Origin of the sequence: Paraburkholderia panacisoli, from assembly GCF_008369935.1 — a bacterium.
GTDB classification, from domain to species: Bacteria; Pseudomonadota; Gammaproteobacteria; order Burkholderiales; family Burkholderiaceae; genus Paraburkholderia; species Paraburkholderia panacisoli.
Map to the genome: position 1 here is coordinate 227,701 of NZ_VTUZ01000010.1, position 21,626 is coordinate 249,326.

At 61.9% G+C, this 21,626-nt stretch carries 20 protein-coding genes; 10 read left to right on the forward strand and 10 right to left on the reverse strand.

Annotated features, from left to right (window positions below; translation table 11 throughout):
* Positions 1-41 precede the first annotated feature (41 nt).
* Together FVF58_RS17455 and FVF58_RS17460 are read left to right on the forward strand one after the other, a co-directional pair.
* Positions 42-935, forward strand: a complete 894-nt coding sequence (locus FVF58_RS17455) for a glutamate/aspartate ABC transporter substrate-binding protein (protein WP_149671116.1) — start codon at positions 42-44, stop codon at positions 933-935.
* Between the two features lie 449 nt (positions 936-1,384).
* Positions 1,385-2,935 (forward strand): methyl-accepting chemotaxis protein, encoded by a 1,551-nt coding sequence (locus tag FVF58_RS17460; RefSeq protein WP_188130850.1) that lies wholly within the window; start codon positions 1,385-1,387, stop codon positions 2,933-2,935.
* 92 nt (positions 2,936-3,027) lie between these two features.
* Here the strand turns inward: FVF58_RS17460 and FVF58_RS17465 are convergent, their stop codons facing one another.
* Positions 3,028-3,438: a DUF2000 domain-containing protein gene (locus FVF58_RS17465; protein ID WP_149671172.1), complete on the reverse strand. Its 411-nt coding sequence runs from the start codon at positions 3,436-3,438 to the stop codon at positions 3,028-3,030.
* 131 nt (positions 3,439-3,569) lie between these two features.
* Positions 3,570-4,424 (reverse strand): AraC family transcriptional regulator, encoded by an 855-nt coding sequence (locus tag FVF58_RS17470; RefSeq protein ID WP_149671118.1) that lies wholly within the window; start codon positions 4,422-4,424, stop codon positions 3,570-3,572.
* Positions 4,425-4,615: 191 nt separating this feature from the next.
* Here FVF58_RS17470 and FVF58_RS17475 point away from each other — a divergent pair, with 191 nt between their 5' ends.
* Positions 4,616-5,677 (forward strand): class I SAM-dependent methyltransferase, encoded by a 1,062-nt coding sequence (locus FVF58_RS17475; RefSeq protein ID WP_149671119.1) that lies wholly within the window; start codon positions 4,616-4,618, stop codon positions 5,675-5,677.
* A 190-nt stretch (positions 5,678-5,867) separates the two neighbouring features.
* On the opposite strand, the gene FVF58_RS17480 is transcribed toward FVF58_RS17475, so the two are convergent.
* Together FVF58_RS17480 and FVF58_RS17485 are read right to left on the reverse strand one after the other, a co-directional pair.
* On the reverse strand, positions 5,868-6,692 hold the full coding sequence (locus tag FVF58_RS17480) for an SIR2 family NAD-dependent protein deacylase (protein WP_149671120.1): 825 nt from the start codon (positions 6,690-6,692) through the stop codon (positions 5,868-5,870).
* A 321-nt stretch (positions 6,693-7,013) separates the two neighbouring features.
* Positions 7,014-7,628, reverse strand: a complete 615-nt coding sequence (locus FVF58_RS17485) for a TetR/AcrR family transcriptional regulator (protein WP_149671121.1) — start codon at positions 7,626-7,628, stop codon at positions 7,014-7,016.
* A gap of 85 nt (positions 7,629-7,713) precedes the next feature.
* Between FVF58_RS17485 and FVF58_RS17490 the strand changes: the two genes are divergently transcribed.
* Complete coding sequence (locus FVF58_RS17490) at positions 7,714-8,844, forward strand: MBL fold metallo-hydrolase (protein WP_149671122.1); 1,131 nt, start codon at positions 7,714-7,716, stop codon at positions 8,842-8,844.
* Positions 8,845-8,994: 150 nt separating this feature from the next.
* Here the strand turns inward: FVF58_RS17490 and FVF58_RS17495 are convergent, their stop codons facing one another.
* Both FVF58_RS17495 and FVF58_RS17500 read right to left on the reverse strand, forming a co-directional pair.
* Positions 8,995-10,038: a 2-dehydropantoate 2-reductase gene (locus FVF58_RS17495; protein WP_149671123.1), complete on the reverse strand. Its 1,044-nt coding sequence runs from the start codon at positions 10,036-10,038 to the stop codon at positions 8,995-8,997.
* A 131-nt stretch (positions 10,039-10,169) separates the two neighbouring features.
* Entirely contained in the window at positions 10,170-10,937 is a 768-nt protein-coding gene (locus tag FVF58_RS17500) for a class II aldolase/adducin family protein (protein WP_149671124.1), read from the reverse strand.
* A 190-nt stretch (positions 10,938-11,127) separates the two neighbouring features.
* Between FVF58_RS17500 and FVF58_RS17505 the strand changes: the two genes are divergently transcribed.
* From FVF58_RS17505 to FVF58_RS17515, 3 genes are all read left to right on the forward strand, one after another.
* Entirely contained in the window at positions 11,128-11,832 is a 705-nt protein-coding gene (locus FVF58_RS17505) for a Crp/Fnr family transcriptional regulator (RefSeq protein ID WP_149671125.1), read from the forward strand.
* A gap of 305 nt (positions 11,833-12,137) precedes the next feature.
* The gene (locus tag FVF58_RS17510) at positions 12,138-13,223 is read left to right on the forward strand and encodes an alpha/beta fold hydrolase (RefSeq protein ID WP_149671126.1); all 1,086 of its coding nucleotides are present in this window, start codon (positions 12,138-12,140) and stop codon (positions 13,221-13,223) included.
* A 232-nt stretch (positions 13,224-13,455) separates the two neighbouring features.
* Positions 13,456-14,424: a hypothetical protein gene (locus FVF58_RS17515; protein WP_149671127.1), complete on the forward strand. Its 969-nt coding sequence runs from the start codon at positions 13,456-13,458 to the stop codon at positions 14,422-14,424.
* A 506-nt stretch (positions 14,425-14,930) separates the two neighbouring features.
* On the opposite strand, the gene dmeF is transcribed toward FVF58_RS17515, so the two are convergent.
* Both dmeF and FVF58_RS17525 read right to left on the reverse strand, forming a co-directional pair.
* Positions 14,931-15,857: a CDF family Co(II)/Ni(II) efflux transporter DmeF gene (gene dmeF / locus FVF58_RS17520; protein ID WP_149671128.1), complete on the reverse strand. Its 927-nt coding sequence runs from the start codon at positions 15,855-15,857 to the stop codon at positions 14,931-14,933.
* A 6-nt stretch (positions 15,858-15,863) separates the two neighbouring features.
* The gene (locus FVF58_RS17525) at positions 15,864-16,139 is read right to left on the reverse strand and encodes a metal/formaldehyde-sensitive transcriptional repressor (protein ID WP_149671129.1); all 276 of its coding nucleotides are present in this window, start codon (positions 16,137-16,139) and stop codon (positions 15,864-15,866) included.
* Between the two features lie 603 nt (positions 16,140-16,742).
* Here FVF58_RS17525 and FVF58_RS17530 point away from each other — a divergent pair.
* Positions 16,743-17,582 carry a metallophosphoesterase gene (locus FVF58_RS17530; RefSeq protein WP_149671130.1) on the forward strand — a complete coding sequence of 280 codons (840 nt, stop codon included), beginning with the start codon at positions 16,743-16,745 and terminating at the stop codon, positions 17,580-17,582.
* Positions 17,583-17,671: 89 nt separating this feature from the next.
* Positions 17,672-18,103, forward strand: a complete 432-nt coding sequence (locus FVF58_RS17535; protein WP_149671131.1) for a PRC-barrel domain-containing protein — start codon at positions 17,672-17,674, stop codon at positions 18,101-18,103.
* 74 nt (positions 18,104-18,177) lie between these two features.
* Here the strand turns inward: FVF58_RS17535 and FVF58_RS17540 are convergent, their stop codons facing one another.
* Together FVF58_RS17540 and FVF58_RS17545 are read right to left on the reverse strand one after the other, a co-directional pair.
* A complete protein-coding gene (locus tag FVF58_RS17540) occupies positions 18,178-19,137 on the reverse strand; it encodes a substrate-binding domain-containing protein (RefSeq protein WP_149671132.1) in 960 nt (319 codons plus the stop codon).
* Positions 19,138-19,234: 97 nt separating this feature from the next.
* Positions 19,235-20,575 (reverse strand): leucine-rich repeat-containing protein kinase family protein, encoded by a 1,341-nt coding sequence (locus FVF58_RS17545; protein WP_149671133.1) that lies wholly within the window; start codon positions 20,573-20,575, stop codon positions 19,235-19,237.
* Positions 20,576-20,929: 354 nt separating this feature from the next.
* Between FVF58_RS17545 and FVF58_RS17550 the strand changes: the two genes are divergently transcribed.
* Entirely contained in the window at positions 20,930-21,550 is a 621-nt protein-coding gene (locus FVF58_RS17550) for a methylated-DNA--[protein]-cysteine S-methyltransferase (RefSeq protein ID WP_149671134.1), read from the forward strand.
* The last annotated feature ends 76 nt before the right edge of the window (positions 21,551-21,626 follow it).

Here is a 21,626-nt window from a genome sequence, read left to right on the forward strand (position 1 = left end):
CACACGCACCGAAACTCGTTCTCTACGATGGGGAAATTGCTATGAAACACAGGCTGCTGATTGCCCTCGCGACTTTTGCAGTTGTTTCGACTACCGCTTCAGCACAGGAGGCGCAGTCGACCTTGGCAAAAGTCCAGGGCGGGAATTCGATTTCGATCGGTCACCGCGAAACGTCGGTGCCGTTTTCTTACGTTGATGCGAACAACCAGGTGATCGGATTTTCCCAGGATCTTTGCAACAAGATCATCGATGCGGTAAAAGCCAAAACCAGCCACCCCGATCTGCACGTACGCTTCGTACCGGTTACCTCGCAGAACCGCATTCCGCTCGTTCAGAACGGCACCGTCGACCTCGAATGCGGTGTGACGACGAACCTGACGTCCCGGCAGAACCAGGTCGCGTTTTCCGACACGTTCTTCGTTGCCACGACGCGTCTGCTTACGCGCAAAGACTCGGGCGTCAAAGATTTTGAGGACCTTGCCGGAAAGACCGTGGTGACTAACCAGGGAACCACGTCCGAGCGTCTCCTCAGGAAGATGAACGAGGAGAAAAAGATGAATATGCAAATCATCAGCGCGAAGGATTACGGCGAAGGCCGTGTCACGCTCGAAACCGGCCGGGCCGTGGCATACATGATGGACGACGTCCTGCTTGCCGGCGCGCGCTCGCTGACGGCACGGCCCGCTGACTGGGTCATTGTGGGAACGCCTCAGTCGTCCGAAGCGTATGGTTTCATGCTTCGCAAAGACGACCCGGAATTCAAGAAGCTGGTTGACGACGTCATGGTTCGCGCCATGAAAAGCGGCGATATTAAAGCCATGTACAGCAAGTGGTTCATGAAGCCAGTGCCGCCGAAAGGCATCAATTTCGATTTCCCCATGAGCGAAGCGCTGGAAAAGCTGTACGCAGCGCCCAACGACAAGGCCTTTGATTGAGACTGGGCGACGCTGCTGTGGCGCGCGATTGAAATGGTGCGAAGCGAACGATTTGCCTATGGACTACAGGCACGCCACGCTCACGCATGAGTCGCACCACGGCATCTGAGCTGCGTTGTATCGCTGTCGACGTTCTGGCGTCCCACGACACGCCGGAGCGAAGCCGCCCGATAAATAGAATAGAAGTGAAATGAGGGCATTTGCGATAACCGTGCTACTCCATCCGTGGCACAATCGCCGCGCTAGCTCGGTCCTTGCAGAGAGTACTCCGCACAGCGAATTTCAAGGAGACGGAGGTTGCCGGAGCCATGCATTCCGTGACAACCTCGCTGACGGAGGCGTCTCCTGAAACAGAAGAACACGCACGTGAGCGACGTGCTCTCGGATTGCACGCCATGGACCTGGGCTGCGATCGAAGGCGAAAGCCCAAATACGGTGGGGCAATATCCATGTCAACCTATAAAGAGACGCCGCGCGTTACCGCCGGCCTCCCCCACGCACCCTCCCCCTCTCTCCCGCTCAGGTCGGCATTGCGCCGCTGGAACCTGCGGGTACAGTGGACGATTGCCGCGCTCAGCGCCATCGGCGCCATCACGGCGGCCCGCTGGTACGGCAGTTACGGCGCCGCATTGGGACTGGCGCAGTTCCTTGTCATTTTTGGCCTCTTCGGGGCAGGCCTGAGCCATGCAATCTCGACCTTGCGGGCGCAGTTGAATGCGCTGTGCGACGGCGACCTGGTGCGCGACGTATGTTTGCCCGGGCGCGACGAAATGGCTGCGCTGGGCGAACAGGGCCGCCTGCTTGCCTACCAGTTGTCGCAGATGGTAGCGCGCATCCGCAGTGAAGCCGAACTGATCGCCATGGGCGCAGCCCAGGCCACCCAACAGACGACCCTGCTGTCGCAGCGGACCGAATCGCAGGCTGCCAGCCTGGAGGAGACCCGTGCTTCGCTCCAGGCCTTGCTGGAGGCCGTGCGCTACAACACCGATCAGACGCAGCAAGCCGATGAGCAGTCCTCTCGTGCGCATGCAGATGCGGTCGCGGGCCAGGCGGCGGTGCGCGCTTCCGTCGAAAGCATCGAGCGCATCGAGCAGCGTTCACGCGAGATGGGGGAAATACTCGGTGTGATCGACGGCATCGCCTTTCAGACCAATATCCTTGCGTTGAATGCCGCAGTGGAAGCCGCACGGGCCGGCGACTCCGGCCGCGGGTTTGCCGTCGTCGCCGCCGAAGTGCGGGCATTGGCGCAGCGCTCCGCGCAAGCGGCGGCCGAAGTCAAGAAGCTGATCCAGCATTCTCGCGACGAGGTGACCGACGGGGTGCAGGCCATTGAAGGCAGCAGGAATTTGCTGGCGCGCGCGGTCGGCGCGGTCAGCGAAGTGGCCGCTTTGCTGCGCGACGTTGCACGCTCGAGCAACGAGCAGACCACCGGCCTGCAGGAGATCGCGCAAGCGGTCGAGGTGCTGGACGACATCACGCAGCGCAATGGCCAGATGGTCGGCGGGTCGGTGGAAACCGCGAGTCTGATGCAGGCACGGGCCGATCGACTGAGTGATGGAGTGAAATACATCCGGCTTCGACAGGGCTGTGCGGAGGAAGCCAGAGCGATGGCGGAGCGTGCCGCTCGACTGGTCGACACTGAGGGGCCGGAAAGCGCAGTGCGCCGATTTCACGACCCGCAGGGCGGCTTTCACGATCGCGATCTTTACATCGTGGTCGCGGACCGCGACGACTATTTCCGCGCCTTTGGCTCCGATCCGGGCAAGGCCGGCAAGCTGCGCAACGAGGCGCTGCCGGGCGACGACCAATCCGCGATCCGCGAGGCCAGTTGGCGCGCGGTCGATCAAGGCGGCGGGTGGATCGAATTCAGCGGACGCCATCCGATTACCAGACAACCCGTGGAAAAGATCGGCTACATCGCGCCCGCCCTCGGCGGCCGCTGGGCGGTTCAGTGCAGCGTCAACCGCGGCGACGGACTGGTGCCGTCGAGGAGCGCTTGAGCGCGGCGTCAGGCAGTCGAAGCCGGGGCATCGTTCCAGATGCGCGACGACCACTGACGCTGTCGAGTTACCCGTTTAACGAGTAGTTCTGCTCACGGATGCAGCATTAATCCCTTCACCGCCTTATCAACCATCTTTCTCGGTCCACGTAAAGCGACTCCAACCAGATCGGGCTGGTCAGCCGGCTCGGTGCTAAACGCGGCGCGATTGTCGTCGTCATTACCGGTCGAAAACATTGCTGTCACATAGACGGCCATCATGAGTTCTCGTTGGTGACCTTGCTGGAACGCCCTTTGCAAACCGGAAAGATCACCTGTATGGATCATCATCGGTTGGCCGAGCAATGCGGCGTATTTTCGCCCGTTCGCATCTTCGTAAGGCTTTCCAATCGCATCAGGCGCGGCCGCTGCTATTCCGGTCGCCAAAAAAGCGGTGACGTTCAATTTTTGCCACGATGCCAGATCCTCACGCACCACGATCGCCACTTTAGTTTCAAATTCCATCAGTTCCATTTCCTCACCGTATCAGACACGCAAAGCGAGAGCGGACACTGTGCGACATGTGGGCACGTCGGCAAGCATCGCCTCGCGGACCCGACGTTCCGAGAAGACTGACGGGGTCGTTCCCGGCAAGACTAGTTCACTTTCCTCGCGCAGTCTGGAAGATTTGTGCAACGTTTGCTGTAGTGCGCCGGCGTCAGTCCATACGCACGCCGGAACCAGCGTCCAAGGTGACTCTGGTCGGAAAAGCACAGCGAATGTGCAACATCCGCTGGCAGCGCGCCGAGTGCAAGCAGCTGACGCGCCTTGGTCAGACGCAGTTGAATCAGATAAGCGTGCGGCGCCAGTCCAAAACAGCTCTTGAACGCGCGTGATAGCCGGAACCGATCCACTGCGCAGGCAGCCGCCAGATGGTCCAGTCCGATGTCATCTTCGACATGGGCATGTAGATATTCGCGCGCGCGATGTGCGACACCCAGGAGCTTAGGCCCGCGTTCGCAGCGTATGCGCCAGTCGAGATGGTGGCTAAGGCGTTCGAGTAACACATCGATTGCAGCCTGCCGCACGACGTGCATTTCTTGCGTATGCAGTGCGCGAAACACAGTCGCAGTTGCCCTGACGAGCAAGACATCGTCGACAAGGGTTTGCGGGAAAGAAGGGGCGCCCGATTGCGGCGCTTCACTGGACCATGCCCGGAGTTCGCGCGTCAGCCACTCCGGTTTGAGATACAGCATCGAATAGGTGAACCCGCCTTCCGACGGTGCGTGTCCGTCGTGGATGTCGCCCGGTTCGAGCATAAAGACTTTACCCGGTGTACTGGTAACGCGGGTGCGGCGGCAGTCGAATTGCTGGATGCCGTGTTCGGTATAGCCGAGAAGATAGGTGTCGTGCCAATGTGGATCGTAGGCATGACCCTCGAAATGCGCACGAAGGATTTCGATTTCCGTGCTCTTGTCCTTGCGTATATCGATCCAGTTATTTCCTGCCATGGGGTGTACGCGGAAGCCTCGTCGTTGCCGTCAATTCTATGCGGTCAAGAACTCTGCTGCCCACACCCATGCATTTGGGCTTTCGTCCACCTTTCCTTTGCCTATACTTTCCCTGCGCGAAGTCGGCATATTGTCTACACCGCGCGCTTGATTTGGTCAGATTTAACCTGCTTTCGTCACGGAGGCTGCACATGCACTACGACGAGCAGAAAGTAGAGGACTTCATGGCGCGCATGGTCGGCGAGTTCGGTGCCGTGGCATCCGCGCCGCTCATCGCACTGGGCGACAGGCTGGGTCTGTACAAGGCGATGAGCGAACGGGGTTGGATGACCTCCGAGCAGGTCGCCGAACGCGCAGGTCTGGCCGAACGATACGTCCGCGAATGGCTCGCGGCGCAGGCTGCGTCGGGCTTCCTCAGTTACGATGCGGCGAGCGCCCGGTACCAGCTCGAAAACGAAATGGCGAGGTGCTTTGCCGACGAGAGCAGCCCGACTTTCATCCCGGGCTTCTGCGACTGCGCCGAAGCGATGTTCCGCGCCTTGCCCAAACTCGAAGCAGCTTTCCGCACAGGCCTTGGAGTGGGATGGCATCAGCATCATCCATCGCTGTTCAAGGGCACCGAGCGGTTCTTTCGTCCGGGCTACGCGGCACATCTGGTCAATGAATGGATTCCGGCACTCGAAGGCGTTGAAGCGATTCTCAAAGGGCATGGCGCGAAAGTCGCCGACGTTGGTTGCGGCCACGGCGCGTCGACGATTCTGATGGCGCAGGCGTTTCCGGACGCGACATTCGTCGGCTTTGACTATCACGAGCCGTCCATCCAGAGGGCGCGAGAGTGCGCCCGTGAAGCGGGCGTCGGCGATCGCATTTCGTTCGAAGTAGCCAGCGCACAGCAATACCCCGGAACAGATTACGACCTCGTCGCGTTCTTCGACTGCCTGCACGACATGGGCGACCCGACGAGCGCCGCCGCACACGTGTTGCAGTCACTCAAGCCCGATGGTTCGTGGATGATCGTCGAGCCCTTCGCGCATGACCGCCTGGAAGACAATCTGAATCCTGTCGGGCGGGTGTTCTATTCGGGATCTACGATGTTCTGCACCGGAGCGTCGTTGGCCCAGGAAGGCAGAAGGGCGTTGGGTGCTCAAGCCGGAGAAGCCCGGCTGAGGGAAGTAGTGAGCGCAGGTGGCTTCACCCGCTTCCGGCGAGCAACGCAAACGCCGTTCAATCTGATTTTCCAGGCACAAGCGTGAGCGGCAGTGCAAACGCTGGGCAGGCTGCGCTCACGGGCGGACGAAGTCCGAGCACACGTTTATCACAGAGGCCGGCTCAGTTCGACCCAGACAGCCGTACATCCCCATGGCTGTTAGCGTTTGACGTGCGGCCAATGACGAACGGTCGAATTCGCCAATGGCCGCACATGAGAGCCGCGATATCCGCCGCCTAGCCGTTGCTCAAGGCATCGTCCAGCAGTTCGAGCGTTTCGAGCGCTCCGCTTGCGAAGCCGATTCCGCGATGGGACGCAATGCCCGGATCCTTGGGATTGATTCTGATGATGTGAGAGCCGACGCGCTCGCTGAAATGACGAACGGTGGGGATGGTCTTGCCAGCTCCGATTTCTATGACGACAGGTCGTTCGACCGAAGCGAGCCACGCATACAAGCGCGACTCCTGCGCTTCCGTGCGCAGAGCGACCCAGTCAAAATCCCCGAACATGAGAATGTTGGGCCGCGCGATGGCTCCACAGTGCGGACAGGTCGGCAGATCGCCAAGCAGACGACAGTTAGCCTCGTCGACAACGGGTTCAAATGCTTGCGCCGACCATATCGCATCGGTACAGAATTCCGAGCACTGCATCATGTGGATGGAGCCGTGGCATTCCGCTACGCGTCCCTCATGAAAGCCGGCTTTCTGGAATTGACCGTCGACATTACTCGTGAAAACCGCTGCGCCGCCCGGCATATTTTCAGCCCAACGACGCAGTATCTGGAAACCATTGTGAGGCACGGTGCGCCGATAGAGCTGGAGCCGGTGACCATAGAATCCCCAGCAGAGTTCGGGAGAGCTGGCCAATGCTCGCGGGTTTGCCATGTCCTGGAACGTCAATCGATGAGCTCTGAGCGCCGGATAGGCTCGCCAGAATCCCTCCGCGCCCCGAAAATCGGGTAGGCCCGAGTCCACCCCCATGCCGGCACCGGCCGTGACGAGCAGACCGTCTGCCTCACGGAGCCATGAAACCGCGCGCTTCAATTTCTCGCCTTCGTCCATTGAATCCGCTCTTCCAAATCGGGTCTTCGCTTGGGTTGGTCCTGATCGGCATAGACCTTTGCGCCCTCACGGCGCCAATAATGCGGTGGTCCTATCGGTTCGGCAAGCGCATCAATTCGGCAACGTCCTGGAAAGGCTCGATCCGGGCATGTTCCGTGCAGCCTGACCAACGTTCGCACAGCCAGCGGGGCACCGCGCTCATCCCCTATCGATCGACATGGACGCCATCCACAGCAAACCCGCTTCGCCTCCTATGCCCTCGGGCGCTCATACCGGCTTCGTACGCGCGCGGCGCTCGCGAGCACAAGCCCAGACGCCCACTCACGCATAGCGTGCGAGAAACATGTCAGCGGCCGATTCCGCGACCTGCCTTTGCTCCTGTTCGCCGAGCGGCGCCTGGCCCATCGTCACCTGCGGCCAGAACGCAAACGCCTTCACCAACGCCTGCAACTGCAGCGCTGCGAAGAGCGGATCGGCGGTCTTGAGGCGGCCATCTGCGACGGCCGCCCGGATCCACACGGTCAGGTCTTCCTCGCGTTCGCCGAGGCGGGCGACCATGTCCCGCGCGCGCTCCGGCGAATGGATACCGGCCGCGATCGCCACACGTGCAAGCGACAAGAAGGACTCGTCGTTCAGCAGCCGGAGCTTGCGGCCCAAAAGGTCGAGCAACTGCGCGCGCAACGGTTCGTCGGCGCGGTAGGCGGGCGCATCGCCGCTCTGGCTCGCGTCCCACAGTTGATGGAGAATCGCCGCGAAAAGGACTTCCTTGCTCGGGAAATGGTTATAGACCGTACGTTTCGAGACGTTCGCGCGGGCGGCGATACGGTCCATGCTAGTCGCGTCGTAACCGGCCGCGAGGAATTCCTCAATCGCGGCGCCGACGATAGCGACCCGCTTGCGGTCAGTCAGGCGTTGGTGAGTGGCACTTGGATCCATGACAGGATTTTACACCGGGCAGTTTACTTTTCTCGAAAATAAACTACACTGCCGAGTGTACATTTCTTTCCGGACGGCCTACCTCATGACGTCGCTTCCTGCTCTTGTCAGTCGCGTGCTCGGCGTAACCGCTACGCAGCGTGGCCGCGCGCTGTCCAGCCACTCGCCGCAGCACGATGGCGAACGCTTTCGCAACGTCAAGCCGCGTCCCGCCGAAGGCCTGCGCAAGACGCTCGGCATCGTGTGGAACGTGCTGTTGAACAAGCCACGCGACACGGTGCCGACGGACGCGTTGCCCGTCGATGCGCTGACGCGCGCTCAGCTCGATGCCGCGCCCGACCGCAGCCTCTACCGGCTCGGTCATTCGACGCTGCTGATGAAGCTGCGCGGCCAGTTCTGGCTGACCGACCCCGTGTTCGCCGAGCGTGCGTCTCCGTTCCGGCGCCTCGGCCCGAAGCGCTTTCATGCGCCGCCAATCGCGCTTGCCGATTTGCCGCCGCTGCGAGGCGTGATCCTGTCGCACGACCACTACGACCACCTCGATCGCGAAACCGTGCTCGCGCTTGCGCAGAGCACCGCCCTTTTTCTGACACCGCTCGGCGTCGGCGACCGCTTGATCGAATGGGGCATCGACGCTTCGAAGGTGCGGCAGTTCGACTGGTGGCAAGGCATCGAGGTCGACGGCATGGAGTTCACCGCTACGCCCGCGCAGCATTTTTCCGGCCGTAGTCTGTTCGACGGCAACAGCACGCTATGGGCGTCGTGGGTGATCGTCGACCATGATCTGCGCGTGTTCTTCAGCGGCGACACAGGCTACTTCGACGGCTTCCAGACGATCGGCGAGCGCCTTGGGCCATTCGACATCACGCTGGTCGAAACGGGCGCGTACGACGCGCAGTGGCCGTACGTTCACATGCAGCCCGAAGAAACCGTGCAGGCGCACATCGATCTGCGCGGCCGCAGGCTCGTGCCGATTCACAACGGCACCTTCGACCTCGCCATGCATCGCTGGCAGGAGCCGTTCGAAAGGGTGACGGGCTTGGCCCTCGCGCGCGGTGTTGCGCTGTCGACGCCCCGCATGGGCGAACGGCTTGATCTGGGCGCCCCCCATCGCGGCGAACTCTGGTGGCGCCGCACCGTCGAGACTGTCGCCGCGCCGAAGGCCGCATGGCGTTGGTGCGCGCCGCGCAACGCCGCCGACGCGAAGTCTTCGTGATTCCTGGTGAGCACCGCGAGCCTGACGTCGCGCTTGTCGCCATTGTCAGTTCGGGTTCTTCGTACCTCACCTGATACGAAGAACTGCGAAGGGCGATTTCGGGGCGCATCGAGGGCGGACGTTAAAGAACGGCGGCGCGTGCGCCGGCGTTCAGACCGTGCGGTGCAGTGCCAAAGCGGCGTTCGCCGCTGCCTGCATCTCGGCCAGCAGTGCTTCGCCTGACCATAAAGGGCGCACGTCGGCGAGTTCGGCTTCCCGCACGAGTTCACAAAGCCGCTCATTTACCGGTGCCGTTTGCCCAAGGCGTTGGGCGAGACGCACGACCTCGCCGTTGATCCAGCTGACTTCCGTGGCGCGCCCCGCCGCCAGGTCGTCGGACATCGACGAGCGCGCCAGTGGATCGATCGTCAGCATCGTGCGTCCCAGCCTTTCGAACAACGCATCGGGCACGCTGAGAACATGCGGTATCCACGTGGCCGGCAACGGCGTCACTCTGGCTGGCCGTATGCCGGCCCGCTTCAGAAGCGCGAGCGCTTCTTTCTGCGCCATGCCGAGACAGAGCCGGTAGGCGCGTTGCGATAGCTCCTCCTTTAATGGCCGGTTCGCTAACGCGTTGATGGCATTGTTGAGGTTGAGCAACAGCTTGGCCCACTGCACCGGCAACATATCGACGTGCTGGATCAGCGGCAGACCCGCTTGCCTGAATGCGTCGACGAACGGCTGCATCGCCGGCGTATGTCTGACCTCCAGCTCGCCCGCTGAACCTTGATGGAATGCCCCCGGGCCACGTTCGACGACATTGAATGGCACCATCCCCTCCAGCACGATGTTCTGTGGCAGCGCGACACGCAACACGTCCGCGTTGCCAACGCCGTTCTGCAAGCTCAGAACAATCGTGCCAGGGCGAAGCACGCTGGCCAATTCTGCCGCGGCCGCACGTGTCGCGGCAGACTTGACGGTTACCAGCACGAGGTCGGCGGCGGCGGCGCTGGCGGCGTCCGTCGACACGTCGATGAGCTCCGGGGGCACATGCCAGCGGCTATCGTCGTGCCGCGACAGCGTAATGCCGTGACTGCGCAACTGGTCGGCCATGCGTGCACGCCCAATGAAACTGACGTCGCTACCGCCGGCCAGGAGCCGTCCGCCGACATAGCAACCGATCGAGCCAGCGCCGTAGATACAGATTTTTGCCATAGAGGTTCTCACGTGTCTTACCCGCTTACATCCGCGATGCGTTGAATCCCAGACGCGATCCATGATCGCTGACGCCGTTCGCTCAGCCTCTGTCATCGCGCGTACAGCATGGTGCGAATGGACTGGCCGCGTTAGTCGGCATATCCGGGGTTGAGGCGGTCGAGCCGGCGCAGCAACCCGGGCCACACCAGCGCCCCTGGCGTGACGCCCCTCGTCACCAGCCCGATCTGCTCCTTGATGCCGTCGAGAATCGGCTGTGCGATGGGATTGAGTTTTCCGCCACCTGCCAGGGCGCGCACCTGAATCATGCAGGCCGCTTCGAAGAAGTACATTGCGACGAAGGCGTCCGCCGGCGTCGCGCCGACCGTCAGCAGGCCGTGGTTGCGCAGCATCAGATAAGTGTTGGTTCCGAGGTCTTGAACAAGACGAGGCTTCTCGGCTTCATTGAGTGCGATGCCCTCGTAATCGTGATAGCCGAGCGACGCCAGCACACCAAGTGACTGCTGGGAGAGCGGCAGGAAGCCCGCCGTCTGCGCCGACACGGCGACGCCGTTGACCGAGTGCGTGTGCATCACGCAATGAGCGTCTTCGCGTGCCGCATGCACTGCGCTATGAATCGTGAAGCCGGCCGGATTCGTGTCATACGGGGAATCGGCAATCTTGCGGCCGTCGAGGTCGATCTTGACCAGCGACGACGCGGTGATTTCGTCGAACATCATGCCGTACGGGTTGATCAGGAAATGATGCTCGGGCCCGGGCACACGCGCCGAGATATGAGTAAACACCAGATCGTCCCACCCGAACAGCGCCGTGAGACGGTACGTGGCCGCGAGATTGACTCGCGCTTCCCATTCGGCAGGTGAAACGTCGTTCTTCAGACTGGTAACAGATGAGGCCACGTCGACACTCCTTATTCGAGGATTCAAGCAATGGAATACCCTGAGACAACGCCCTGTGCAATCGCCTATTCGGTCCCTGCGACGCAGCGCGTGCATCAAGGGACAAGTCATTGCGTCGACCGTTGCAAGTCCACATGATGGTCGCGAACCCGCCTAAAATCTGTCGGATACACGACAGGTCGATGCGCCAATGGATTCCAGCCTGCACCGCTACCGGTCACAACTCGAAACGACCCCATGGTTCCGGGGCCTGCCCGTCGAGTTGCGGGACTACCTCGTGAGCCATGCCACCCTGCTCACGCTGGAGAGGGGCCAAATGCTGTATCGGCGCGGCGACCAGTCTTATGGCCTGTACGCCGTGCTGGGCGGCGCACTCGCTATCGGCACCGTCGGACTGGATGGGAAAGAGGCGTTGCTCGCGGTGCTCGGACCGACTGCGTGGGTGGGGGAAATCTCGATGTTCGACGGGCTGCCACGTCCGAACGACGTCACTGCCGTCAGCAGGACGCTTTTGCTGCACGTGCCCGAGCCCGCGCTGCAGGCCCTGCTCGATTCCACGCCGCGCTATTGGCGCGATTTTGCGCTGTTGATGGCGCAAAGACTGCGGGTTTCGTTCGAGAACGCCGAAGCGATGACCCTGTTGCCCGCAGCACAGCGGGTGGCCAACCGTTTGCTGATGATCGCCGGAGGTTATGGCGGTCTCAACGCTTCGCAAAGCAGGATAAGGGTCTCGCAAGACAGCCTGGCTTCAATGGTGTCGCTGTCGCGGCAAACCACTAATCAGTTGCTCAGGAACCTCGAAAGTCAACGCATATTGAGTCTGAAGTCCGGCGAAATCGCCATTCTGGATTTCGACCGATTGCGCGCAGCCAGTCTCGGCGATCCGAATCCGTGACTGTCTCGTCGCGGCATGGTGATCGCAGGCCTCTGGAAGTTTCCTGTCAGCTATTGGCGTCCAGCACGGCATAACTCGATGTCGTCGAACGCTCTTGTACTCGCGTCCGTGCGCGCCAGAAGCCCTGTGCACAGCGCGGCGCGGGCGATATCTTTCAGTGCCTGGCCATTTCCCGCTCATCCGTCTATGCTGTTTCATGTCAAGCTATTTGTAAGCACGACGATCGACCGCGCTCCGCCTTGTCGAACCTCAGCCGGCTTGTCGTTTGGCACGCCGTTGTATGTGTTTGTTGACTACCCACTGCCATGCCCGCACCCACGCCGTATCCGAAGCAGCAGATACGCCTTTGCACAGGCAGCGACGGCGTGCGCATCGCCTACGCGACCTGCGGAACGGGGCCGCCCATCGTCAAGGCCGCGAACTGGCTCAGTCACCTCGAATTCGATCTGAAGAGTCCCGTATGGAGTCATGTGATCGCGGAGCTATGCCGGCAGCACACGTTGATCCGCTATGACCAGCGCGGCTGTGGATTGTCCGACCGCGACCCTGACGAGATTTCATTCGACGCATGGCAGCGCGATCTGGCAAGCGTGATCAACGCCTGCGGCGTGCAGCGCTTTGCGTTGCTTGGCATTTCACAAGGCGCGTCGATTGCGGTGGCTTATGCGGTCGCGTGGCCCGAACGGGTCAGTCATCTCGTTCTTTATGGCGGCTATGCGCGTGGCAAGCTGAAGCGCTCGGCGGATCCCCGGTTACGCGACGAAGCGGAAACGCTCGTCAAGCTCGCTGAACTCGGCTGGGGGCAGCAAAACCCCGCGTTTCGCCAGTTCTTCACGACGCAGTTCATTCCGGGCGGCACGCCGGAACAGCATCACTGGTTCAACGAACTGGAGCGCCTGACGACGACCCCGCGTAACGCCGCGCGCATCATGCGGGTTTTCAACGAGATCGACGTGGTCGATCTGCTGCCACAAGTGCAGTGCCCCACGCTCGTGCTGCATGCGAGCGACGATGCGCGCGTGCCGTTCGAGGAAAGCCGGCTGCTCGCCAGCCTGATTCCAGGCGCGCGCTTCGTGCCGCTCGACAGCGAAAATCATCTGCTGCTCGATTCGGAACCGGCCTGGCTGCGCTGGCGCGACGAGTTGCGCGCATTCCTGCCGACTACGGAGCCCGTCGATCCGGCGTTCGCCGCATTGACGCCGCGCGAGCGCGACATCGTCGGCCTGATCGCGGGCGGCCGCGACAACGCACAGATCGCCGCCCGTCTCGGTCTGAGCGAAAAGACCGTACGCAATCACATCACCAGCATTTTCTCGAAGCTCGAAGTCGAGAACCGCTCGCAGGCCATCGTGCTAGCCCGCAAAGCCGGCTTCGACGCGCCGCCCGCCTGACCTCAGCCCGACGCGTGTAATCGGGACACCTGTCCCAGACAAACGCCACGAACCATGCATGTCCCGGTGACGACCCGGGACTGGCGCCTCATGTCGGCGAGGCGGCCGATCCGGAGAATTCATTCTCGAACGGCGACGCAGCAAACCCTCCCGTGCCGCTCGATACCGGCGCCGCCCTGGCGCATGACAACCCAAACGCCTCCGCTATCGAGAGGCCATCCGGAGACTCAACATGAATGCCGTCGTCAACGAAAATCCGTCTGTCCGTTACGCAAAATGTATCGAACTGTCGCGTCGTATCCGGTGGGATATCGACCGTGATGTGATTCGCGGCCGCCATCTCGATCCCGCGCACAAGTTCCTGCCGGACGGACTCACGCAAGTCGACCGTCTGCCCTTCCTGAACCCGGCGCAACGACTGTTGATGTCCCAGGTCCAGGGACGCACGTACGCGAACATGTTCCGGCTGGTCGAACGTTTCGTCAGCGCGAAGATGCTCGACGTGGGCCGCGATCATGCCCTCGGAGATCAGATGGCGCTGGAAGCAGTGGTGCGCTTCACGGATGAAGAACTGAAGCATCAGGAACTGTTCCGCCGTATCGAACTGCTGGCTGCGGATGCCATGCCGGCGGGTTATCGCTTCATGCCGGAGGCCGACCACGTTGCGTCACTTGTGCTTGGCAAATCGACCTGGTCCGTGCTGGCGCTGACCTGTTGCATCGAGATCGTCACACAGGTCCATTACCGACAGAGCATCGAGCCCGACGCGGGCCTGTCACCGCTATTCAAGGATGTATTCCTGTTCCACTGGAAAGAGGAGTCGCAGCACGCGATCATCGACGAACTCGAATGGCTGAGGGACGACGCGCAATTGAGCGACACAGCCCGCGACGCGGCCATCGGCGATCTGATCGAACTGGTGGCCGCCGTGGACGGCCTGCTGCAAATGCAGGCCGCGGCGGACGCCGAATACTTCGTCGCGCACGCGGGCCGCAACATGAGCATGGCCGAACAGGCTGCCGTGGCGACGGGTCTGCTCGATGCATACCGCTGGCAGTACATCGTGTCGGGCGTCACGCAGCCCCGCTTCTCGAAGCTGCTGGAAAGCCTGATTGCGCCTGCGCAGAGGGAACGCATCGGCCACGCGCTGGCGCCGGTCATGCAGCGCGCGGCCAATGACGAAACGGCCGTGTCTGCCTGATCTCACAAGGATAGCCGGGACGTGATGTTCCGGCCTGCTCGAACTATCGCGAGGAGCATCATCATGATTCCCTTCATTCTGGAGCTGATCGGCGCGTGGATGGACGCAGCCGAACACAGGCGGCGTGCGCATATGTCGCGGGCGCAACAGATCTCAGCGAGGTCGGACAGCGCACGCACGTTTTCGAAAACGGCGATACGTTCCGGTGATTTTCTAACCCGCTCGCGGTCGGCCCGTTATGCGGGCCAGCTTCGCCGTATCCGGCGTTCAGAACGCCGGCTCCCATCTGCTTGATCCCGGCACGAAGAACGAATCATGTTTCGAGCTTGTCGTTGAACCGGGCGATGAACACCGCCGCCGCATAGCCCTCCACAATTTGGACAGCATGAAACCGAAGCGCGGGCGTGTGGACCACACGCCCGCGCTTCTCATTTAACAGAACGCCTTCGGATCGGAGCGACCGCAGAATTCTCGTGCGCGGGCGACCCGGTGCTCAGGCAGATACGCTACAGCGCTGCTTCCACCGTCAGATGCATCACCTCATGAACCGGGGCGAGGCGGGCGCGAATCGTATCGGTCGTGACATCGCCTCGCGTACGCACGCTTACGATTGCGGCCCTTGCTTCCGGTCCGATTTGCCAGACATGGAGATCGGCGATTTCAGCATCACCGTGGGATTGCAAGATTTCACGGATTTCATCTGCGACGTGCTCGTCCGTTTTGTCGAGCAACACCGCAGTGGTATCGCGCATCAGAGTCCACGCCCAGCGGGCGATGACGACCGAGCCGACGATACCCATGACCGGGTCGAGCCAGACCCATCCAAGATAGCGGCCAGCGAGCAGCGCCGCGATCGCAAGTATCGAGGTGAGCGCATCAGCGAGAACGTGCACGTAAGCGGACCTCAGATTGTTGTCTGAGCCGTGCGAATGGCCATGATGATGGTGATGATCGTGGTGTCCATGTCCCGCATCACCGCTGGACAGCAGAAAGGCACTCACGATATTAACAACCAGCCCGACCGCGGCAATGATGGTCGCCTGTCCGAACTCGACATGCGTAGGACGCACGAGTCGGAGAGCCGACTCGATCCCTATTGCCAGCGAGACGATCGCTAGAATCAGCGCCGACGCAAAGCCAGCAAGCTCACCGACCTTTCCGGTGCCGAAACTGAATGCCCTGCTGCCAGCATTGCGCTTCGCATAAGCGTAAGCGAATGCAGCAATGCCAAGCGCGCCTGCATGCGTTGCCATGTGGAATCCGTCGGCGAGCAGGGCCATCGATCCAGTCAAGTAGCCGGCTACGATCTCGGCCACCATCATGACGAAGGTCAGCGCTACGACGGATCTTGTCCGCCTCGCGTTTTCATCGTGCGAACTGCCCAGGAATGAATGCTCATGCTCACGAATTGTTTGCTTCGAACCAGTACTCATAAAAACCTACTTTGAATAGCGTCGGATTGCTTCGATCAGTGCATCGACGCCCTTCCTTCGCTGACTAGCTGTTAGATCGGGATGGGCCACATGTTCCCGCGCGTGCGCCTCGACAATCTCGTCCAATAGACCGTTCATGGCACCGCGCGTAGCGGCAACCAGGTGGAGAACCTTCTCGCAGTCTGCGTCCGCTTCCAGCGAACGCTCTATCGCCTGCACCTGACCGGCGATGCGACGTACGCGTTTCAACAGATCGTCTTTTCTTTCAGACAAGTGCGACATACTATACCCCCCTACGGTACCCAAGGATAACACAGGCGTCGTTCCGACCGCTGTCTCTGCAAGATTTGACGAGCGAAACGCTCATCATCTTCCCGAACGCGCCGCGCCCGAGCTACGCGGACCAGGCATGCGAATGCTCGATTTGATCTATGCGCTCTATGAAGAAGAGCAGATGGAACTCCGTCCGCCGTCACGCGAGTAGCAAGCCGCATGCGGGTGTCGAACCATCATTTTGCCGTTCTTCATGACGCGGTCGAGCGTGACGCCTGGGTGAGCACTCCATGCGGTCAGCGCAGACCCGCGCGTCGACTTCGCGCGACTTGTAACGGACAGTAAGAGCCTCTTACAGGGCTATCCGCGCCGCGCGACCGTGCGATGCCGTCAGCGCATGACGACGCGGGCCACTGCGCGCCAAACAGCGCATAGGTGGCCAACCGTAGGCATTGACGCGCAACACAGCTCGTTACAAATCGACACTGCACGCGGCGGATTGGCGACCGACACTCCAACACGCGCCCCCAGACATACGGCGGCGCGATCAATCAGAAGCTCAGCAAACAGAGCCTTTCGTCGTTCCCACGCTAACTTCCTGGCGGTAACAACATGCAGCAGACCTTCTCACCCGTGCGGCGCTTCAAAAAGAACACCTGCGGCCGTGACTTCGTCGTAGGCGATCTGCACGGCTGTTTCGCGCAACTTCGCAAGGAACTGGCGCTGCGCCAATACGATCCGGCGCGCGACAGACTCTTCGCCGTCGGCGATCTCGTGGACCGGGGTGTCGAATCGCCGGCCGTACTCGACGTCGTGCGGCAATTCCAGATTCACTCGGTGCGCGGAAATCACGAGGACGTCATCGTGCGCTGGCATCGGCATGGCGGCAAAGCGTCGGCGGTTCGCTGCAACGGCGGCGAATGGCTGCTCGATATGGCGGACGACGCGCAGGCGGTCGACGACATCGTGAACTACATGGCGGCGCTACCCTTTGCGATCGAAATCGAAACAGACGATGGCCTCGTCGGCATCGTGCATGCCAATGTGCCGTTGCCCTCCTGGTCGCAGATGATCCGCGCACTCGAACAGGAGAACCGTGACGGGCCGATACGCCGCAAAGTGATCTGGGACCGCTCGCGCTGGAAATCGCGTCGAACGACGGGGCTGGCTTCGCTACGACGCTTCGCCGCGCAACTGTTCCCGCGTGTCGCGTCGGCGTGGCGCGAACCCGGCGGGCGCGTCGACGGCGTGGCGGCTGTTGTCGTGGGACACACGCCCATGCGCGTACCCAAGGTGCGCGCGAACGTCATCAACGTCGATACCGGGCTAGTCTACGGCGGCAACCTGACGTTGCTGCGTCTCGACGAGATTCCCATGCTGCTCAACCGTACCGCGCGGAAAGAGCCGGCGCTGGGCCGCTCGAAGCAATATCCCGCGGGCTCCGGCGTGTGAGCAAGCGCTGCTTGCAGTTCGGGCATGTCACGTGCTACCGGATCGCCTGTACGGAGACAGCTATTCGACCGTCAACCAGGAGCCCGATGATGAAAGCCAAAGCACTAATTTGCGCGACCGCTCTCACCGCCATCTGCGCGTCGCCAGGCGCGTTCGCCCAGGTCGCCGGACTGCAACCGCTCGGCGGTACGGTCGAGCAGACCAATGCGCTGCTGAAGGGTTGGAGCGTGCGCCGCGCACTGGTCGACGAGCCGGTCTACAACGACCTCAACGACAAGGTCGGCAGCATCTATGACGTGATCATTTCGCCGGACCGCAAGGCGACATATGCGGTGGTGTCGGTCGGCGGCTTCCTCGGCATGGGCAAGCACTATGTGGCGATCCCGGTCGACCACTTCGAGATTCGTGACGGCAATCTGTTCCTCGCGGGCGCAACGAAGGAAGCGTTGAAGTCGGTGCCTGAATTCGAATACAACAAACTCGAAAAGGCGACCAAGCCTCATAAGGTGAAGGCGGAGTAGCCCCTCTCCGGCGACGGCTGCCTATTTGCTGGAGCGACCGCGCCGCTCGCAGCGGCACCATCGACTGCGCCATTTCAGCGATTCGCGGCCGTAACCAGTTGCAGCGGTGTTTCAATCACCGGCGACAATTCTCTCTGCTTTCTGCGTTCGGTCACCGCCTTCAATGCCACGTCGATGCCGAATACCGCTTGCCTGTCGGCGAACTGATTGATCGTCGCGAGCACGCGGCCGTCGGCGAGCAACGGCTTGATGGCGTCGATCGCGTTGTATCCGGTGACATACACCCCGCCGCTGCGGCCCGCGTCGCGAATCGCATCGACCGCGCCCATCGCCATGTTGTCGTTGCCGCATAGCAGCGCGCGAATCTGCTGATGCTCGCTGAGCATCTTCGATGCAACGTCGCGCCCTTTGCCGTAGTCCCAGTTGCCGGGCTCGATCGCGACGACCTTCACGCTGGCGGCGTCCATCGCATCCTGGCTGCCGGCCGTGCGTTGCTTTGCATTGCGGTCCACGGGAATGCCTTCGATGATCCCCACCTCATCGCCCGGCTTGAGCTTCGCCGCGAGATAGTTGCCGACGAGGGCCGCGCCTTTGCGATTGTCCGGTCCGACGAACGGCACGGAAATGCCGGCCGCTGCCTGGGCTGCATCGTCGAGCGGATTGTCAATGGCGATCATGATGATGCCGGCCTTGATCGCGCGCGCGACCACGGCAGTCAGCGCCTTCGAGTCGGTCGCCGCGATGACGATCGCATTCATCCTCGCCTTGATCATCTGCTCGACCATCTGGATTTGCGCGGCCGTGTCGCTCTCCCTGACCGTTCCGCGAATCGTCAAGCCGAATTGAGATGCGTAATGCTGCTGATAATTGCGCGCGGCGTCGACCATCGCCACCGTGAACGGATCAGCGAGCGACTTCAGCACGAGTGCGATCTTCAGCTTGCCGTTTTGCGCGTCGACGCGCGACGCGCCGGCCAGGCCGGCCGCGGCCAGCGCACCGGCAAGCAGCATGCGGCGTCGCGGGTTCTGCGTCATCGGTTCCCTCCTTTCCAGCCGGGCTCGCGAGTGGCCGCTCCACTGTCGAACGAATGCGGATCGAACCGCCAGCCCCGCCCGGGTCCACGCGTGCCGTTCATCGACCGCCCTTCAGCGCGAGCAAACGGGCCGCGATTTCATCGAACAGCGGCCGGCTGTCGATATCTTCGCTCAGGCAACGGTCCTTCAACTCGATGAGCATCGCCGCAATGGGCGCGTGTGCGTCGAGCTCGTCGCATCGGTCGAGCAGCTCTTCGAGCAGACAACCATACGCCCTGACTTCGAGGCGCTGCAGCGCGATGCCGGTAGCGGGATCGTCGGCGGCATAGAACGATGCTGCGCCGAAATCGCCCAACAGCGCATGTCCCTCGCCGCCATGCAGGATATTGTGCGCATACAGATCGCCATGCATGACGCCTCGCTGATGCAGGTGGCTCGCCGCCGCTGCAATGCCGTGCGCGATACCCAACACCGAGCGCAGCTCGAAGCGCGTGCCGGCGTCGTAGATGTCGCGCGTGCACGATTCGAGGCTCGGCGGACCGGCGAGGTTCCTGAATTGCGGATCGATCAGTTCCATCACGAGACCGTGCGTGCCTGCCGGATGATCCTGCACTTTTCCCGTCACCGGGATCAGGTTCGCATGGTCGCCGCCCCGAATGCAAGCGGCCATTTCGCAGTCGGGCAAGCCGTCGCTGGTGACCGCCCCCTTGAACAGCTTGACGGCGACCGCACGCAACACGCGTTCATGGCGCCCCATGAGTTGCGCGCGATAGATGACGCCGGAAGCGCCTTCGCCCAATGACTGTTCGAGCGTCAACTCATCCCAGCGAATGCCGGCGATCGGCGTATCGGTCATCGCGGCCGTCTCCAGCGCCTCGCTGAACGGGTTGCCGGCATACGCGAGCCAGGCGAGCCGCGGCAGACGCAGCAGCCACGCCGGCAGACCACTGAGCCGGTTCGCCGCGAGACGCAGCAGTTCGAGCCGCGAGCAGGCGGCCAGTTCATCGGGCAGCGCGCGCAGCCGGTTACCTGCCAGCATCAGCTTCTGCAATTGCGAACAGTCGCCGATCTGCGCAGGCAGCGTCTCGATCTCGTTGTCGGTGAGGATCAGCCAACGCAGTTGCGGTGGGAGCGCGCGGCCGGACACCTTACGGATACGGTTCGACTTGAAGCCGACCATGCTCAATTGCGAACACTCGCCCAGCACGTCCGGCATCTCGGTGAACGGGTTGTTGGACGCGAAGAGGATCTGCAGTTTGCCCAGTCGCGGCAAATCGTCGGGGAGTGCCGTGAGGGCATTGCCCGCGAGGTCGAGTACTTCCAGCGTGTCGGCCAGGTCGAAAATCTCGCGCGGAAATTCGCGCAGGCCGCACGCCAGTTTGAGATGACGCGAGCCCGTCAGTTGTCCGGCCCGCAGCTGTTCTAGTGTCGTGGTCACAGTGGTGGAGAAGGTGTCCGGCTAGCGGTGCACGTCGTATCGAAGCCTTCGATTCTACTGAGTCGCGGGCGAGATGCGAGCGCGCGGTTGTACAGGAGCGGAGCAATTTGGCTGCGGCGCTGTCCAATCACGCGCAACGCCGCCAACATCTTATGAATGGAATCGGAAAGGGCGGTACAGTGGCAGGCCGGCTGCTATCCAGCCAAGATGCTTGAACACGAATGAAATAGCAAGAACTGGAGCGTCTTCAGAGGGAATGGGTTTTACGCTGTCGAATAGGGGCGCGCCTTCAGCGCCGATTCCCAGACCGGTCTCGCCCGCCTCCGTGCCTCCAACCCGTCAGGAGCAAGCAAAGTGACATACGCATACAAGTTGATGGATTCGCCCGTCGGTCAGTTGAAGCTCGTCGCCAACGGCGAGCACCTCGCCGCGATCCTGTGGGAAAACGACAAGCCGAACCGGGTACGGCTCGGGGACTTGAGTGAAGAGAACGGGCGTCCCGTGCTGGTCGAAACCGAGCGGCAATTGAAGGAGTATTTCGCCGGCACACGGCAGGCATTCGACCTCGCGCTCGATTTTCAGGGCACGGAGTTCCAGAAGAAAGTCTGGCACGCGCTGTTGACGATCCCGTTCGGGCAGACACGCAGCTACGCGGAAATCGCGCGGCAGATCGGCAATGTCAACGCAGTACGAGCGGTCGGCGCGGCGAACGGCAGGAATCCGATTTCCATCGTCGCGCCTTGCCATCGCGTGATCGGCGCGTCGGGCGAGCTGACCGGTTTCGCGGGTGGTCTCGCCAACAAGATGTTGCTGTTGTCGCTCGAAGCTGGACAGACTTCGCTGGAAGCGGCGGCTAGTACCCAGACGCACGCGCAAACGCCAACTCAAGCGCGGCCCGTCGCGACCAAAACCGACGCCAAGCCCGCTCGCCATGCGCCGAGCCACGGGACGCAGGCGTCGCTGTTCGGCAACTAAGCACGCCCCGGCAATGGACCACGAATCGGCCGGGATGAACTCCGGTAGCGGCGCATAAAGCACCTATCCTTAAGAG

What these genes read in the sequence shown, in the direction of transcription:
- FVF58_RS17515 (WP_149671127.1), top strand. Translation starts at nt 13,456, where the DNA reads ATGAATGCCGTCGTCAACGAAAATCCGTCTGTCCGTTACGCAAAATGT.
- FVF58_RS17460 (WP_188130850.1), top strand. Translation starts at nt 1,385, where the DNA reads ATGTCAACCTATAAAGAGACGCCGCGCGTTACCGCCGGCCTCCCCCAC.
- FVF58_RS17540 (WP_149671132.1), bottom strand. Translation starts at nt 19,137, where the DNA reads ATGACGCAGAACCCGCGACGCCGCATGCTGCTTGCCGGTGCGCTGGCC.
- FVF58_RS17455 (WP_149671116.1), top strand. Translation starts at nt 42, where the DNA reads ATGAAACACAGGCTGCTGATTGCCCTCGCGACTTTTGCAGTTGTTTCG.
- FVF58_RS17485 (WP_149671121.1), bottom strand. Translation starts at nt 7,628, where the DNA reads ATGGATCCAAGTGCCACTCACCAACGCCTGACTGACCGCAAGCGGGTC.
- FVF58_RS17490 (WP_149671122.1), top strand. Translation starts at nt 7,714, where the DNA reads ATGACGTCGCTTCCTGCTCTTGTCAGTCGCGTGCTCGGCGTAACCGCT.
- FVF58_RS17505 (WP_149671125.1), top strand. Translation starts at nt 11,128, where the DNA reads ATGGATTCCAGCCTGCACCGCTACCGGTCACAACTCGAAACGACCCCA.
- FVF58_RS17465 (WP_149671172.1), bottom strand. Translation starts at nt 3,438, where the DNA reads ATGGAATTTGAAACTAAAGTGGCGATCGTGGTGCGTGAGGATCTGGCA.
- FVF58_RS17535 (WP_149671131.1), top strand. Translation starts at nt 17,672, where the DNA reads ATGAAAGCCAAAGCACTAATTTGCGCGACCGCTCTCACCGCCATCTGC.
- FVF58_RS17475 (WP_149671119.1), top strand. Translation starts at nt 4,616, where the DNA reads ATGCACTACGACGAGCAGAAAGTAGAGGACTTCATGGCGCGCATGGTC.
- dmeF (WP_149671128.1), bottom strand. Translation starts at nt 15,857, where the DNA reads ATGAGTACTGGTTCGAAGCAAACAATTCGTGAGCATGAGCATTCATTC.
- FVF58_RS17495 (WP_149671123.1), bottom strand. Translation starts at nt 10,038, where the DNA reads ATGGCAAAAATCTGTATCTACGGCGCTGGCTCGATCGGTTGCTATGTC.
- FVF58_RS17510 (WP_149671126.1), top strand. Translation starts at nt 12,138, where the DNA reads ATGCCCGCACCCACGCCGTATCCGAAGCAGCAGATACGCCTTTGCACA.
- FVF58_RS17525 (WP_149671129.1), bottom strand. Translation starts at nt 16,139, where the DNA reads ATGTCGCACTTGTCTGAAAGAAAAGACGATCTGTTGAAACGCGTACGT.
- FVF58_RS17530 (WP_149671130.1), top strand. Translation starts at nt 16,743, where the DNA reads ATGCAGCAGACCTTCTCACCCGTGCGGCGCTTCAAAAAGAACACCTGC.
- FVF58_RS17470 (WP_149671118.1), bottom strand. Translation starts at nt 4,424, where the DNA reads ATGGCAGGAAATAACTGGATCGATATACGCAAGGACAAGAGCACGGAA.
- FVF58_RS17480 (WP_149671120.1), bottom strand. Translation starts at nt 6,692, where the DNA reads ATGGACGAAGGCGAGAAATTGAAGCGCGCGGTTTCATGGCTCCGTGAG.